The following is a 14,702-nucleotide window of genomic DNA, read 5'->3' as shown; positions in this document are numbered from 1 at the left end:
GGCGCGCATCGGTGCGCACGAGACCACTCGGAGGGGTTCATGACGGCTGCGGTGCCCGGTAGGCGGAAGAGGCGCGGCGCGGCGCTCCTCGCGGCGGCGACGGCAGCGGTGCTGATCGCCGTGCCCGGATGCGCGGCGACCCCGGAGGCGACGCCCACGGCGACCGCCTCGCCGGTGACGGAGACGCCGACGCCGGAGCCGTATGACGGCCCGCTCCTGTTCGTGGGGGACGACCTCGACGCCTTCGCGCTCACGCCGGCCGAGGTCGCCGATCTGCTTCCGTCTGCGCCGCCGGCGGGTGAGGTCGACGACACTCTGCTGCAGTACGCGGACGGGGGCGGCCCGGACTTCACCCCGTCCGTGTGCGGGATGCTGATCATGGAGACCTCGATGTTCAGCATCGGGGCGCGCACGGTGTCCTGGGCGGACGCCGAGGACACGCAGAGCAGCGGCAAGCAGGAGATCCTCCAGTTCGCGTCGGAGGACGTGGCGGCCGAGCGCATGGACCTGCTCGCCTCGACCGTCGACCGCTGCGCGCAGTTCGACGCTCGGGGTGAAGGCGCCTTCGACGCGGTCGCCGTTCCCGATGAGGAGGGCGTGCGGGCTTTCGCCGGCACGATGACCATGAACGCGGGCGGAAACCCCTGGCGCGTGCACCACGCCTTCGCCGCCGTCGGCAACGTCGTCGTGCACCTGTGGCAGCCGGCGCTCGACGGCTCCGCGTTCGACGCCGAGCGCGCGGCTCTGCTCCTGCGGGATCGGGCGGTCGAGGCGGAAGCCGCTCTCGTCGAGGAGCTCACGGACGACCCGCCGGTCGCCGAGACCCCGGTGCCCGTCGACCCCGCCGCTCCGTGGAGCGCGTGGGAGATGACGACGGCGGGTGTGGGCCCGCTCGTGCTGGGTGCCTCGCGCGAGGAGGCGGTGGCGGCGATCCCCGGGGCCACCGTGGAGGAGTTCGACTGGTCCGATCGGCAGGTGCGCGTCGTGAGCGCCGACGGGACGTCCCGCCTCGTGCTGCACTTCGCCGAGCAGGGGGATGCGCTGGCGGCGGTCACCGCCGGTATCGCGAACATGCAGGGCGACGTCGACCCGGACGGTGCCGCCCTTCCCGCCGCCGGGGGAGTCCGGATCGGCGCTCCGCTGACGGAGGCGGTCGCGGCCTTCCCGGAGGGCACGTTCCTCCGCGTCGTGTCGTCCGGCGAATACTTCTACGAGTGGTCCACCCGGGAGGGCGGGACGATCCGCTTCCGCGCGGATCGCGACTTCTCCGACCCGGCGGCGGTGATCACGGGCATCACCGTGGAGGATGCGACGCTGCGGACGCCGTTCCGGATCGAGTGACCCCACCCGCGTCCCCGAGGCCCTTGCGTTACTGACCGATCGTTCAGTTAGTATGGGCGGACGGGACGCGGTCGTCCCGTCCCAGCGCGACGAGGAGGTCGGCGATGACGGAGGCGACGGATACGGCGGAGGCCGTGCGGCCGAACCGGGCCATGATGGAACGCGACCGGGCCTCGGCGATGCTCGGGCTCGTGGTCGAGCGCGACGACCCGGGGCACGCGGTCGTGTCCATGCGCGTCCGTGACGACATGACCAACGGCTTCCAGATCACCCACGGCGGCCTCGTGTTCGCGCTCGCCGACACCGCCTTCGCGATCGCCTGCAACGAGGACGACCGGGTGACCGTCGCCGCCGGCGCCGACATCTCGTTCCTCAAGCCCACCGTCGCGGGGCAGACGCTCACCGCGACGGCCGTCCGCCGCACCCGCAGCGGTCGCTCCGGCCTCTACGACGTGACGGTCGTGGACGAGCAGGGCGACGCGGTCGCCGAGTTCCGCGGCCGCTCCCGCACCACCTCCCGCACCTTCTGACCCCATCCGTTCCGAGGAGTCCCCGTGTCGACGATGACCGCCCCCGCCTCCGCCCTCCGCCCGCCGACGACCGACGAGCTCGACCCCGAGGAGCGGATGAGCCGCGCCGAGATCGAGCGCCTGCAGCTCGAGCGCCTCCGGTGGACCGTGCAGCACGCCTACCGCAACGTCCCGCTCTACACGCGGAAGTTCGACGAGGCGGGCGTGCATCCCGACGACATCCGCAGCCTCGACGACGTGCACCGGCTGCCCTTCACCACCAAGGACGACCTGCGCGAGACGTACCCGTTCGGGATGTTCGCGGTGCCGATGGCCGACGTCGCCCGCATCCACGCGTCCAGCGGCACCACGGGCCGCCCGACCGTCGTCGGCTACACGCGCGGCGACCTCGACCGCTGGGGGACGCTGGTGGCCCGGTCGCTCCGCGCCAGCGGCATCCGGCGCGGCATGAAGGTGCACAACGCCTACGGGTACGGCCTGTTCACGGGCGGGCTCGGGGCGCATGCCGGCATCGAGGCCCTGGGCGCCACGGTGATCCCGATGTCGGGCGGACAGACCGCCCGACAGGTGCAGCTCATCCGCGACTTCGAGCCGGACGCGATCCTGTGCACCCCGAGCTACCTCCTCACGATCGCCGACGCGATGGCCGCGCAGGGCATCGACCCGCGGTCCACCTCGCTCCGGGTCGCGGTGCTCGGAGCGGAGCCCTGGACCAACGAGATGCGGCGCGAGCTGGAGCAGCGGCTCGGCATCGACGCCCTCGACATCTTCGGACTCAGCGAGGTCATGGGGCCGGGCGTCGGCAACGAGTGCCTGGAGACCAAGGACGGCCCGCACCTGTGGGAGGACCACTTCCTGCCGGAGGTGATCGACGGCGACACCCTGCAGGCCCTGCCGGACGGCGAACGGGGCGAGCTCGTCTTCACCTCGCTCACCAAGGAGGCGTTCCCCGTCATCCGGTACCGCACGCGCGACATCACCCGCCTGCTCCCCGGCACGGCACGTCCGGGTATGCGGCGGATGGAGAAGGTCACCGGGCGCAACGACGACATGATCATCCTGCGCGGCGTCAACCTCTTCCCGACGCAGATCGAGGAGCTGGTGCTCGGGATCGAGCAGCTCACGCCGCACTTCATCCTGGAGCTGACGAAGGAGGGCCGGATGGACGCCCTCACCGTGCGCATCGAGCGTCACCCCGACCTGTCCGTGGAGACGTGCGAGGCGGCGGCGCAGGTGCTCGTGCAGCGCATCAAGGTGTTCATCGGCTCGTCGGTCGCCGTGCGGCTGGAGGAGCCCGGGACGCTGCCGCGCAGCGAGGGCAAGTACAAGCGCGTCTACGACCTGCGCTGACACGCGGGGGTCTCGGCGTCGACCTCCGCGATGCGCGCGGCGGGCGGTGCGAGACTGAGGGGGATGTCCGAGATGCAGACCACGCGGCGCGGCCGCCCCGGGTACGACCAGCAGGGGATCCTCGCCGTCGCGGTGGCCGCCTTCAACGAGCACGGCTACGACGCGACCTCGATCGGGATGCTCGCCGAGCGCCTCGGGCTGTCGAAGTCGGCGATCTACCATCACTTCGGGTCGAAGGACGAGATGCTCGACCGTGCCCTCGACAGCGCTCTCGGCGGGCTCGAAGCGGTGGTCGACGCGCCGCTCCCGGTCGACGCGGGAGCGACCGACGCCGTCGCCCGGCTGGAGCACGTGCTCCGCGGGGCCGTCCATGTGCTCGTGGACCAGCTCCCCGCCGTGACGCTGCTGCTGCGCGTGCGCGGGAACACCGACGTCGAGCGGCGCGCCCTCACCCGGCGGCGGGCGTTCGACCGTCGCATCACGGCCCTCGTCGCGGAGGCGCAGGCCGAGGGCGCCCTGCGCTCCGACATCGACGCGTCCGTCGTCGCCCGCCTGACGTTCGGCATGATCAACTCGATCGTCGAGTGGTACCGCCCCGGTGGTCGCGAGGGCGCCGACCGCCTCGCCGACGACGTCGTCGCGATCGCCCTCGACGGCCTCCGCCACCCCTGACTCGCGAGACCCCGTCTTCGCGCCGAGGCCCCGCCGTATCCGCGTGGGAAGGGCGGGGCCTCGACGAGAACCCGGGGTCTCGGGGTCGGGCGGGAGCTACGCGGCGGGGGTGAGCTCCTTCGCGACGAGAGTGAGGACGTCATAGGTCGCGACGAGCTCGTCGTCCTGGTTCTTCAGCACCGCGTCCCAGCGCACCTCGCCGTACTCGTCGGTCTCCCGCGGCGTGATCTGCTTGGCGGTGAGCTCGACGCGGATCTCGTCGCCGGGGGACACCGGGGTCACGAAGCGCAGGTTCTCCAGCCCGGAGTTCGCGAGCACGGGACCGGGAGCCGGATCGACGAAGAGTCCGGCCGCCCACGACACCAGCAGGTAGCCGTGGGCCACGCGTCCGGGGAAGAACGGGTTCGCCGCCGCCGACGCCTCGTCCATGTGCGCATAGAACGTGTCGCCCGTGAACGCCGCGAACGTCTCGATGTCGTCGAGGGTGACGGTGCGCGAGGGACTGACGACCTGGTCCCCGATGCGCAGCTCCGCCAGCGACTTGCGGAAGGGGTGAACGCCGTCGCCGGTGTCGAACGGACGGGCCGAGGCCCCCTGGTGCCACACCCCGGTGAGCGCGGTCATCATCTCCGGGGAGCCCTGCACCGCGGTGCGCTGCATGTGGTGCAGCACCGCCCGGATGCCGCCGAGCTCCTCTCCGCCGCCGGCGCGACCGGGGCCGCCGTGCACGAGGTTCGGGAGCGGGGAGCCGTGGCCGGTCGAGCTGCGAGCGTCGTCGCGGTCGAGGAAGAGCACGCGACCGTTGTACGCCGCGATGCCCGCGGCCAGCGTCGTCGCGACCTCCGGGTCGTGCGTCGCGACGCTCGTCACGAGCGAGCCGCCGCCCCGGGCCACGAGCGCCGCCGCCTCGTCCAGCGTGCGGTAGCCGAGGATGCTGGAGACGGGGCCGAACGCCTCGATCTCGTTCACGGCGGGGCTCGTCGCATCGGTGAAGCGCAGGAGCATCGGCGCCACGAACGCGCCGTCCTCCGCCGGGCCCTCGCTGCCGTCCGCACGGCGGACCGTCGGCGTCTCGACGGAGCCGATCACGAGCTCGCCGCCGCCCTCGCGGAGTCGCGCCACCTGCCGGAGCACCTCGTCGCGCTGGGCCGTCGAGGCGAGCGGTCCCATCGTCACGCCCTCCGCGCGCGGGTCGCCCACGACGATCCGCGCGTCGAGCCGGTCGCGCACCGCGGCGATCACGTCATCCACCGCGTCCTCGGGCACGATCGCCCGCCGGATCGCGGTGCACTTCTGCCCGGCCTTCGACGTCATCTCCGCGACGAGCTGCTTCACGTAGGCGTCGAACTCCGGCGTGCCGGAGGTCGCATCCGTGCCGAGCACCGAGGCGTTGATCGAGTCGGTCTCGCTGGTGAAGCGGACCCCGCCGGTCTGCACCGCGTCGTGCGCCCGGAGCCGCTCCGCCGTCGACGCGGAACCGGTGAACGCGACGAGGTCGCCGAGGCGGAGGTGCGCGAAGAGGTCGGGGACGCTGCCGGAGACGAGCTGCAGCGACCCCTCGGGCAGCAGTCCGGACTCGACCATCACCCGCACCATGGCCTCAGTGAGGTAGCCGGTGGGGGTGGCGGGCTTCACGACCGTGGGGACACCGGCGAGGAAGGCCGGCGCGAATTTCTCCAGCGAGCCCCACACGGGGAAGTTGAAGGCGTTGATCTGCACCGCCACCCCGGGCAGCCGGGTGTAGATGTGCCGGCCGAGGAAGGAGCCGTCCCTAGACAGGTTCTCCACGGCGCCGTCGACGTAGACCTTCGCATTCGGCAGCTCGCGGCGGCCCTTGCTGGAGTACGCGAAGAGAACGCCGATGCCGCCGTCGATGTCGACCCAGGAGTCCTGCGCGGTGGCGCCGGTGCGGCTGGAGAGCGCGTACAGCTCCTCCTTGCGGGCGGTCAGCGCGAGCGCGAGCTGCTTGAGCAGGACGGCGCGCTGGTGGAACGTGAGCGCGCCGAGCGTGGCCTGACCGGTGGTGCGGGCGAAGTCGAGCGCCGCACCGAGGTCGAGACCGGTGGTGGAGACGCGGGCGACCGTCTCTCCGGTCGAGGCGTCGCGCACCGCGGTGGCGTCCGCGTCGGAGGCGGGCGTCCACCAGGAGCCCTGCACGTAGCTGGGGAGGATCTCGGTCATCGGGGTTCCCTTCATCAGTCGTCCCATTCGTAGAAGCCGCGTCCGCTCTTGCGGCCGAGGTGTCCCTCGGCGACGAGGTGGCGCAGCAGGGCCGGGGGTTCGAAGCGCGGGCCGAGCTGCGCCGCGAGATAGTCGGCGATGCCGAGCCGGACGTCCAGGCCGACGATGTCCGTGAGCCGGAGCGGTCCCACCGGATGCTTGTAGCCGAGGGTCATGGCGGCGTCGATGTCGGCGGCCGAGGCGACGCCGTCCTCGAGCATCCGGATCGCCTCGAGGCCGAGGGCGACGCCGAGGCGAGAGGACGCGAATCCCGGGGCGTCGGCGACGACGATGGGTGTCTTGCCCAGCGCGCGGACCCAGGAGGCCGCGTCCGCGACGAGAGTCTCCGCGGTCGCGCCGCCACGGACCACCTCCACGAGGGTCGAGGCGGGCACCGGGTTGAAGAAGTGCATCCCGAGGAAGCGCTCGGGGCGGTCGAGCACCGCCGCGAGCTCGTCGATCGAGATGGACGACGTGTTGGACGCCAGGGCCGCATCGTCGGCGAGGTGGCGCTCGACGCGGGTGAGGGCGTCGATCTTCAGCGACAGCTCCTCCGGGACGGCCTCGATGACGAGGGTGCAGTCCGCGAACAGGGCGGCGTCGGTCCCGGTCGCGAACCGGGACCGGTAAGCCTCGGCCGTCTCGATCGCCGTGCCGCGGGAGAGCGAGGCGTCGATCGACCCGTGCACGCGGGCGGCGGCGGCCGCGGCGGCGTCATCGTCCCGCTCCACCACGGTCACGGGGGCTCCGGCGAGGAGGAAGGCGTGGGCGATGCCGGCGCCCATGCGTCCGCCGCCGAGCACGCCGACACGGGCCGGGGCTGCGGCTTCGGGGGAGGAGGGCGTGCTCATCGGTCTCTCCGTTCCAGGAAGGCGGTCATGCGGCGGTGCTTCTCCGGGCTCTCGAACAGCGTGGCCTGCTCCTCGAGGTCGACCGCGGGGTGCTGGTGGCGCGGCGCCCGGAACACCCGCTTGGTCGCGATGGTCGCCGCGGGGTCGTTGCGGGCGATGCGGTCGGCGACCGCGTGGGCGGCGGCGAGGAGGTCCGCGGGTTCGTGCAGCGAGGAGACGAGACCGATGCGGAGGGCCTCCTCGGCGTGCACCGTGCGACCGGTCAGCAGCAGCTCGATGGCGCGGGCGTCGCCCACGATCTCCTTGAGGCGCCAGCTCGCTCCGGCGGCGGCGAGGATGCCCAGGCCGGTCTCCGGGTTGCCGATCTTCAGGGTCGGCGTCGCGAGGCGGATGTCGGCGGCATACGCGAGTTCCGCGCCACCGCCGAGCGCGTAGCTGTCGATCGCGGCGATCACGGGCATCGGCAGCTCCGCGACGCGGACGAACGCGTGGGCGTTGATGCCGCGGCGGGCGTCGCCGGCACGACGGTCCCGGAGCTCGGCGATGTCGGCGCCCGCCGCGAACACCCCGTCGGCACCGGTGAGGATGAGCGTGCGCGGCGTCTCCTCCAGCTCGGCGCACAGCGCGTGCAGGGCGTCGATCGTGGCCTGGTCGATCGCGTTGCGCTTGTGCGGACGGTTCAGGGTCGCGACGACGCGGTCCGCGGTGCGGGTGACGAGCAGCGGCTCGTCCGCGCCCCTCACACCTTCTCCAGGATCACGGCCGCGCCCTGGCCGACGCCGACGCACATCGTGGCGAGGCCGTAGCGGGAATCCTCGCGCTCCATGCGTCCCATCAGCGTCACGAGCAGGCGCGAGCCGGACGAGCCGAGCGGGTGGCCGAGAGCGATGGCGCCGCCGTCGGCGTTCACGCGGTCCTCGTCGAGGCCGAGCCGCCGGATGCAGGCGAGCGACTGCGAGGCGAACGCCTCGTTGAGCTCCACGGCGCCGATGTCGTCGAGGGAGAGCCCCGAACGGCGCAGCGCCTTCTCCGTCGCGGGGACCGGTCCGAGTCCCATGATCTCCGGAGCCAGGGCGGCGGAGGTGCCGACGACGATCCGCGCGCGGGGCGTCAGCCCGTGGCGCTCGACGGCTTCGGCGCTCGCCACGAGCACGGCCGAGGCGCCGTCGTTGAGGGCGCTGGAGTTGCCGGCCGTGACGACCTCTCCGCCGGCCACGACGGGGCGGAGGCGCGCGAGCACCTCGAGGGTGGTCTCGGGGCGCGGGCCCTCGTCGACGAGCACCTCGCCGTCGCGGACGGGGACGCCGACGATCTCCGGGCGGAAGCGGCCGGCGGCGATCGCGGCGGCGGCGCGCTGCTGCGAGCGGACGGCGAAGGCGTCGGCCTCGGCGCGCGTGATGCCGTCGACGCGGGCGACCTCCTCCGCCGTCTCCGGCATCGTGAAGGTGGCCTTGTCGCGCGCGGCGAGGTGCGGGTTCGGGAAGCGCCAGCCGATCGAGGTGTCGAAGGCGGCTCCGGGCTTCGCCCACGCCTTCTCCGGCTTGGCCTGCACCCAGGGGGCGCGGGTCATGGACTCGACGCCGCCGGCGACGAGGAGATCGGCGTCGCCCGCGCGGATCGCCTGCGCGGCCATGGTGACGGCGGACATCCCGGAGGCGCACAGGCGGTTGACCGTGATGCCCGGCACGGTGTCGGGGAGGCCGGCGAGGAGCACCGCCATCCGGGCGACGTTCCGGTTGTCCTCTCCGGCCTGGTTGGCGGCGCCGAGGATGACCTCGTCCAGCTCCGTACGCGCCGGGTCGAGCCCGGCGCGGCGCACGGCCTCGCCGACGACGAGCGCCGCGAGGTCGTCGGGACGGACGGCGGAGAGGGCGCCGCCGTAGCGGCCGACCGGGGTGCGGACCCCTCCGACGAGGTAGGCCTCTGGCATGCGGATCTCCTGACTTCGTCGTCCTGGTGTGGTCCGGGAGCGGCCGGTCGTGAATTACTGACCGATCGTAAGGTAATTATGGCACAGGCATACGGCCGGCCGCGATCCCGGACCAGGAGTCAGACGCTGAGATCCACGCCCTTCGTCTCCTTCACCAGCGAGACGCCGATGAGCGAGATGATCGACGCGACGGCGATGTACACGCCGATCGTCCACGCGGCGTGGAACTGGTTCAGCAGCGCCTCCGCGATCATCGGTGCGAACGCGCCGCCGAGGATGGCCCCGAGGGCGTAGCCGATCGAGACGCCCGAGTAGCGCACGTTCGCGGGGAACATCTCGGCGTACAGCGCCGCCTGCGGGCCGTACGAGAGTCCGAGCGCGAACGTCATGACGAACAGGGCCACGAAGTACCAGACGATGTTCGCGGTGTCGATGAGGAACCACATCGGGATGGCCCACACCGCGAGGGCGACGTACCCGATCTGGAACGTGCGGATGCGGCCGAGGCGGTCGGACAGCGCGCCGCCCCACAGCGTGAAGATCAGCCAGCCGAACGAGGCGAGCGTGGTCGCCAGCAGCACCGGCGGGCGCTCCATGCCGAGACCCGTCACCGCGTACGTCGCGAAGAAGGCGATCAGCAGGTAGCCCGCGGCGTTGTTGGCGATGAAGATGACGGCTGTGAGCACGACCTGCTTCGTGTGTGCCCGGAAGAGCTGCCCGAGCGGCGCCGAGGCCTCCTTGCGGCGGCGACGGAGGTCTTCGAACACGGGGCTCTCGTCGACCGCGCGACGGATCACGTAGCCGACCGCGATGAGCACGATCGAGAGCAGGAACGGGATGCGCCAGCCCCACTCGAGGAAGGCCTCGGGGGACATCGAGCTCGTGAGTGCCCAGAGCGTGAAGGTGGCGAGGATCATGCCGACCGGCACGCCGATCTGCGGGAACGCGCCGAAGAGGCCGCGTCGCGCCGTCGGGGCGTGCTCGACGGCCATGAGCGCCGCGCCGCCCCATTCGCCGCCGGCCGAGAAGCCCTGCAGGATGCGCAGGAGGATCAGGAGGATCGGGGCGGCGACGCCGATGGCGGCGTACGTCGGCAGCAGGCCGATGAGGGACGTGGACAGTCCCATCATCACGAGGGTGAAGACGAGCATCTTCTTCCGGCCGAGCTTGTCGCCGAGGTGTCCGGCGACGATCGCGCCGAGCGGGCGGAACAGGAACGAGATGCCGATGGTCGCGAACGAGAGCACCTGGGCGAGCCCGGGGCTCGACTCCGCGATGGGAGCGAGGAAGAGCGGGGCGAGCACGAGGCCCGCCGCCTGGGCGTAGATGAAGAAGTCGTACCATTCGATCGACGTCCCCACGAGGGTGCCGGCGAGGACGCGCCGTTCCTCGGCGGGCATCCTTCCGGTCGACGAGGCGGCTGCGGTGGCTGAGGTCATGCGAACTCCGTTGTTCTGCGAGGGGGGAGCGCCGACGCGGGTACGTCGGCGATGACTTACCGAATGATCGGTCAGTAATCGCCGAGCGTAGCGTATCGGCGCTCCGCCCACGAGGGTTCGCCGGCCGGGTCGACCTCAGACCCGCCCGAAGGCGCGGAGCGGATGCTCGATGAGCTCCACCACGCGGCGGAGGAATCCGGCCGCATACCCGCCGTCGCAGACCCGGTGGTCGAACACGAGCGAGAGCTGGACGATGCGACGGGGCACGATCGCCCCGTCCACGACCCACGGGCGCTCGATGATCCGGCCGATGCCGAGGATCGCGACGTCGGGGTGGTTGATGATCGCCGCGGAGCCGTCGACGCCGAGCCCGCCGTAGTTGTTGAGGGTGAAGGTCGATCCGCGGAGGCGCTCGGGCGGCAGCGTGCCGGCGCGCGCGGTGGCCGCGAGCTCGCGCAGGGCGACGTCGAGGTCGGTGACCGTGAGCCGGTGCGCGTGCGGGACGACCGGGACGAGGAGACCGCGTTCGGTGTCGGCCGCGACGCCGAGGTTCACGCCGTCGAACGAGATCAGCTCGGAGCCGTCGTCGCTGAGCCGGGAGGCGAGCACCGGGTAGTCCTCCAGTGCCAGCAGCACGAAGCGCGCGAGCAGCGCCGTGATCGACGGCGCCTTCGCGCCTTCGGGAGCCATCTGTCCGCGGAGGCCCCAGAGCTCGGTGGCGTCGACGTCGACCCACACGGTGGCCTCGGGGATCTCCGAGCGGCTGCGGGCGAGCCGGGCGCTCACCGTACGGCGCAGCGGGGACAGGCGCTCGCGGCTGCGGACCGGGAGGCCGTCGATCTCGCCGGCGGGAGCGGGAGCGCGGGTCGGCGTCGGGGCCGCGGGGACGCCGTCCACGGCGTGGTCCACGGCGGCGCGCAGCACGTCGGCGCGGGTGATCGCCCCGTCCGCTCCGGTGGCGGTGATCGCGTGCACGTCGAGGCCCAGGTCGCGGGCGAGGCGCCGCACGAGCGGCGACCGCACGGCGACCGGCGCGGGTCGCGCGGGCGCGCGGGAGGCCGGTGCGGGCGGCTCCGGAGCGGTCGCGGCGGGGGCTGCCGGTGCGGGCGCTGTCGAGGCGGGTGCCGGTGCGGGGCGTGACACCGCGGGGCGCCGTCGCCGACCCGTCGAGGCGGACGCGGAGGTGCCGTACCCGATGAGGACGTTGCCCGACCCCGCCCGCTCCTCCTGCCGGTACGCCTCGTGCTCGGGCTGCGTGGCGGGGGCCGGCGGCGCGGACGCGGTCTCCTCGCTGCCGGGGTCGGCGACCTCCAGCACCGGGGCGCCGACGTCGATGGTGTCGCCGGGCGTGCCGTGCAGCGCCGTCACGACACCCGCGAACGGCGAGGGCAGTTCGACGACGCTCTTCGCGGTCTCGACCTCGGCGATGGCCTGATCGGTCGCGATCGTGTCGCCGACGGACACCAGCCACTGCACGAGGCCGGCCTCGGTGAGTCCTTCGCCGAGGTCGGGGAGGCGGAACACGCGGGTCGCGGTCTTCACAGGCGTGCTCATGCGTCGTCCTCCCAGTGCAGCGTGTCGATCGCGTCGAGCACCCGATCGACGTCCGGCAGGTACCAGTGCTCGAACTTCGGCGGTGCGTACGGGGTGTCGAACCCGGTCACCCGGCGCACGGGGGCCTCCAGGTACTCGAAGCAACGCTCGAACACCCGGGCCTGGATCTCGGAGGCCACGCTGACGAATCCCGGGGCCTCGGCGATCACGACCGCGCGTCCCGTGGACCGCACCGCCGCGGCGACCGTCTCGTCGTCGAAGGGGGAGAGGGAGCGCACGTCGACCACCTGCACGCTGCGCCCTTCGCCCGCGGCGACCTCCGCCGCCTCCAGCGCGAGCGGCACGGAGGCCCCGTACGCGAGGAGGGTCACATCGGTGCCGTCCCTGGCGATGCGCGCCGAGCCGATCTCCGCCGTCACCGCGGTGTCGACCTCGCCCTTCGACCAGTAGAGCTTCTTGGGCTCGAGGAAGACCACCGGGTCCGGCGAGGCGATGGCCGCCCGGAGCAGCGAGTAGGCGTCCTGCGGGGTGGACGGGCTCACGACGGTGAGGCCGGGCGTGTGCGCGTAGTACGCCTCGGACGAGTCGCAGTGGTGCTCGACGCCCCCGATGCCGCCGCCGAACGGGATGCGGATCACGAGCGGCATGCGCATCCCGCCGCGGGTGCGGTTGCCGAGCTTCGCGACGTGGCTGACGATCTGCTCGAACGCGGGCAGGGCGAAGGCGTCGAACTGCATCTCGACCACGGGGCGCATCCCGTTCATCGCCATGCCGACGGCGGTGCCGATGATGCCGGACTCCGCGAGCGGGGTGTCGAAGCAGCGGTCCTCGCCGAAGCGGGCGGTGAGCCCGTCGGTGATGCGGAACACGCCGCCGAGGGCTCCCACGTCTTCGCCGAAGACGACCACGTCGGGGTCGGCGGCGAGGGCGTCGGCGAGGGCGCGGTTGAGGGCGGCGGCCATGGTCATGGTCGTGGTGGTGCCGGCGTCCGTCGGGGCGACGGACGTCTCGTGCTCGGCGATGGTCATCGGGGGCCTCCGGTCGTCATCGTCTCGGCGGGGAGGGAGCGGGCGATCTCGTCCCGGAGGAGCTGCCACTGCTCCTCACGCTGCGGCGAGCGGGTCGCGGTCACGAAGCGGAAGAGGTCTTCCGGGTCGAGCTCCGCATCGGTGTTCAGGGCGGTGCGCATGGCGGCGGCGATCTCCTCCGCGCCTGCGGCGAAGCGCGACTCGGTCTCGTCGTCCAGAGCGCCGGTCGCAGTGAGGTGCGCGCGCAGGCGGAGCAGCGGATCGCGGGCGAGCCAGGCCTGCACCTCGTCGCGCTCGCGGTAGCGGGTGTCGTCGTCGGCGTTGGTGTGCGCCTGCATGCGGTAGGTGTGGGCCTCGACGAGGGAGGGGCCGCCACCGGCGCGGGCGCGGTCGACGGCCTCCGTGAGCACCGCGAGGACCGCGGCGACGTCGTTGCCGTCGACGCGCTGCCCCGGCATGCCGTAGCCGACCGCCTTGTGGGCCAGGGAGGGTGCGGCCGTCTGCCGGGAGAGGGGGACCGAGATCGCGAACTCGTTGTTCTGCACGAAGAACACGACCGGGACGTGGAAGACGGCGGCGAAGTTCATCGCCTCGTGGAAGTCGCCCTCGCTCGTCGCGCCGTCGCCGCAGAGCGCGAGCACCACGGTGTCCTCGCCGCGGTGCTTCGCCGCCTGCGCGAAGCCGACCGCGTGCAGCAGCTGGGTCGCGAGCGGGGTGGCCTGCGGGGCGACGCGGTGCGCGCGCACGTCGTAGCCGGAGTGCCAGTCGCCCTTGAGGAGCACCATCGCCTCCGCAGGCGCGACGCCGCGGGCGATCACGGCGACCGAGTCGCGGTAGGTGGGGAAGAGCCAGTCGGTGTCGCCGAGCACCATCGCCGCGGCCACCTGGCACGCCTCCTGGCCGTGCGACGAGGGGTAGACCGCGAGGCGGCCCTGGCGCACGAGCGCGCCGGCCTGATCGTTGATGCGACGGCCTTCGACGAGGCCGCGGTAGGCCGCCAGCAGGACGTCGGCGGCGGGGAGCGCGTAGGTCTCGTCGGGGAGGGTGGTCCCGTCCTCGGCGATCAGTCGTACCGCGGTGTCCCGCGGGAGCATGTCGTGGGGGTGCATCCGTCCGCCTTCCTTGCCGAACTCGATGAGGACATCATGCCGCGCGTGCGACACTCATCCAAGATCCGTCGCAGGATCGTGGACGATTGCTCGCGACGTGCCACAATGGCTTCCGAAATGTCAGGATTTCCTGGACGCGAGAGGGGTGCCATGGCGGCGCTGGACGAGACGGATCGCGCGATCCTCGCGGAGCTGCGGCGGGATGCGCGGGCGTCCATGACCGCGATCGCCGAGGTGGTGCACATCTCCCGCGCGGGGGCGCATGCCCGCATCAAGCGCCTCACCGACGCCGGGGTGATCACCGGGTACACCGTGCGCACCGACCCCGTGCTGCTGGGGCATCACGCGAGCGCGTACGTGACCCTCGCGATCGAACAGGCCACGTGGCAGGAGGTGAGCGCGCGGCTCCGGGCGATCCCGGAGATCGAGCACATGGCGCTCGTCGGCGGCGACTTCGACGTGCTGCTGCTCGTGCGCGCCAACGACGCCCGCGACCTGCGCCGCATCGTGCTGGAGGACATCCAGGCGATCCCGTCGATCCGCTCGACGCGGACGATTCTGATCTTCGAGGATTTCGACCGGGCGTGACGGTTCTCTCCTGCGGCAGGGGCGTCGGGGTGCGACCGGGCGTCGGTGCTGCGGGTCGTGGGTGGGGTGCGGGGGTCTTGCCGGCGGTAC

General features: G+C 72.6%; 13 protein-coding genes. 5 read left to right on the top strand and 8 right to left on the bottom strand.

Features of this window, described 5'->3' with window-relative positions; all coding sequences use genetic code 11:
• Positions 1–39: 39 nt before the first annotated feature.
• The 4 genes from ACIQID_RS06350 (at position 40) to ACIQID_RS06335 (ending at position 3,893) form a co-directional block, all read left to right on the top strand.
• Complete coding sequence (locus tag ACIQID_RS06350) at positions 40–1,341, top strand: hypothetical protein (protein WP_400283017.1); 1,302 nt, start codon at positions 40–42, stop codon at positions 1,339–1,341.
• 104 nt (positions 1,342–1,445) lie between these two features.
• Positions 1,446–1,871: a hydroxyphenylacetyl-CoA thioesterase PaaI gene (gene paaI / locus ACIQID_RS06345; protein ID WP_071327400.1), complete on the top strand. Its 426-nt coding sequence runs from the start codon at positions 1,446–1,448 to the stop codon at positions 1,869–1,871.
• 33 nt (positions 1,872–1,904) lie between these two features.
• Positions 1,905–3,221 carry a phenylacetate--CoA ligase PaaK gene (paaK, locus tag ACIQID_RS06340; RefSeq protein ID WP_400285689.1) on the top strand — a complete coding sequence of 439 codons (1,317 nt, stop codon included), beginning with the start codon at positions 1,905–1,907 and terminating at the stop codon, positions 3,219–3,221.
• A gap of 63 nt (positions 3,222–3,284) precedes the next feature.
• The gene (locus ACIQID_RS06335) at positions 3,285–3,893 is read left to right on the top strand and encodes a TetR/AcrR family transcriptional regulator (RefSeq protein WP_331202432.1); all 609 of its coding nucleotides are present in this window, start codon (positions 3,285–3,287) and stop codon (positions 3,891–3,893) included.
• A gap of 96 nt (positions 3,894–3,989) precedes the next feature.
• Here the strand turns inward: ACIQID_RS06335 and paaZ are convergent, their stop codons facing one another.
• The 8 genes from paaZ to ACIQID_RS06295 form a co-directional block, all read right to left on the bottom strand.
• Positions 3,990–6,074: a phenylacetic acid degradation bifunctional protein PaaZ gene (paaZ, locus tag ACIQID_RS06330; RefSeq protein ID WP_312673393.1), complete on the bottom strand. Its 2,085-nt coding sequence runs from the start codon at positions 6,072–6,074 to the stop codon at positions 3,990–3,992.
• Positions 6,075–6,088: 14 nt separating this feature from the next.
• The gene (locus tag ACIQID_RS06325; protein ID WP_400283012.1) at positions 6,089–6,964 is read right to left on the bottom strand and encodes a 3-hydroxyacyl-CoA dehydrogenase family protein; all 876 of its coding nucleotides are present in this window, start codon (positions 6,962–6,964) and stop codon (positions 6,089–6,091) included.
• Positions 6,961–7,707 (bottom strand): enoyl-CoA hydratase/isomerase family protein, encoded by a 747-nt coding sequence (locus ACIQID_RS06320; protein ID WP_400283009.1) that lies wholly within the window; start codon positions 7,705–7,707, stop codon positions 6,961–6,963. The genes ACIQID_RS06325 and ACIQID_RS06320 overlap by 4 nt, the downstream gene beginning before the upstream one ends.
• Complete coding sequence (locus ACIQID_RS06315) at positions 7,704–8,894, bottom strand: thiolase family protein (RefSeq protein WP_400283006.1); 1,191 nt, start codon at positions 8,892–8,894, stop codon at positions 7,704–7,706. The genes ACIQID_RS06320 and ACIQID_RS06315 overlap by 4 nt, the downstream gene beginning before the upstream one ends.
• 119 nt (positions 8,895–9,013) lie before the next feature.
• Positions 9,014–10,333 (bottom strand): MFS transporter, encoded by a 1,320-nt coding sequence (locus ACIQID_RS06310; RefSeq protein WP_105949417.1) that lies wholly within the window; start codon positions 10,331–10,333, stop codon positions 9,014–9,016.
• 135 nt (positions 10,334–10,468) lie between these two features.
• A complete protein-coding gene (locus tag ACIQID_RS06305; protein ID WP_400283002.1) occupies positions 10,469–11,887 on the bottom strand; it encodes a dihydrolipoamide acetyltransferase family protein in 1,419 nt (472 codons plus the stop codon).
• The gene (locus ACIQID_RS06300) at positions 11,884–12,915 is read right to left on the bottom strand and encodes a transketolase C-terminal domain-containing protein (RefSeq protein WP_312673384.1); all 1,032 of its coding nucleotides are present in this window, start codon (positions 12,913–12,915) and stop codon (positions 11,884–11,886) included. The genes ACIQID_RS06305 and ACIQID_RS06300 overlap by 4 nt, the downstream gene beginning before the upstream one ends.
• Positions 12,912–14,024 (bottom strand): thiamine pyrophosphate-dependent enzyme, encoded by a 1,113-nt coding sequence (locus ACIQID_RS06295; RefSeq protein WP_400285686.1) that lies wholly within the window; start codon positions 14,022–14,024, stop codon positions 12,912–12,914. Before ACIQID_RS06295 ends, ACIQID_RS06300 begins: the two co-directional genes overlap by 4 nt.
• 150 nt (positions 14,025–14,174) lie before the next feature.
• Here ACIQID_RS06295 and ACIQID_RS06290 point away from each other — a divergent pair, with 150 nt between their 5' ends.
• Positions 14,175–14,612, top strand: a complete 438-nt coding sequence (locus ACIQID_RS06290) for an Lrp/AsnC family transcriptional regulator (RefSeq protein ID WP_400282998.1) — start codon at positions 14,175–14,177, stop codon at positions 14,610–14,612.
• Positions 14,613–14,702 lie beyond the last annotated feature (90 nt).

Origin of the sequence: Microbacterium sp. NPDC091676 (genome assembly GCF_044756645.1) — a bacterium.
GTDB lineage: Bacteria > Actinomycetota > Actinomycetes > Actinomycetales > Microbacteriaceae > Microbacterium > Microbacterium paraoxydans_D.
Note: the sequence above shows the minus strand (reverse complement) of the source record. Positions and strands in the feature narration are given on the sequence as shown.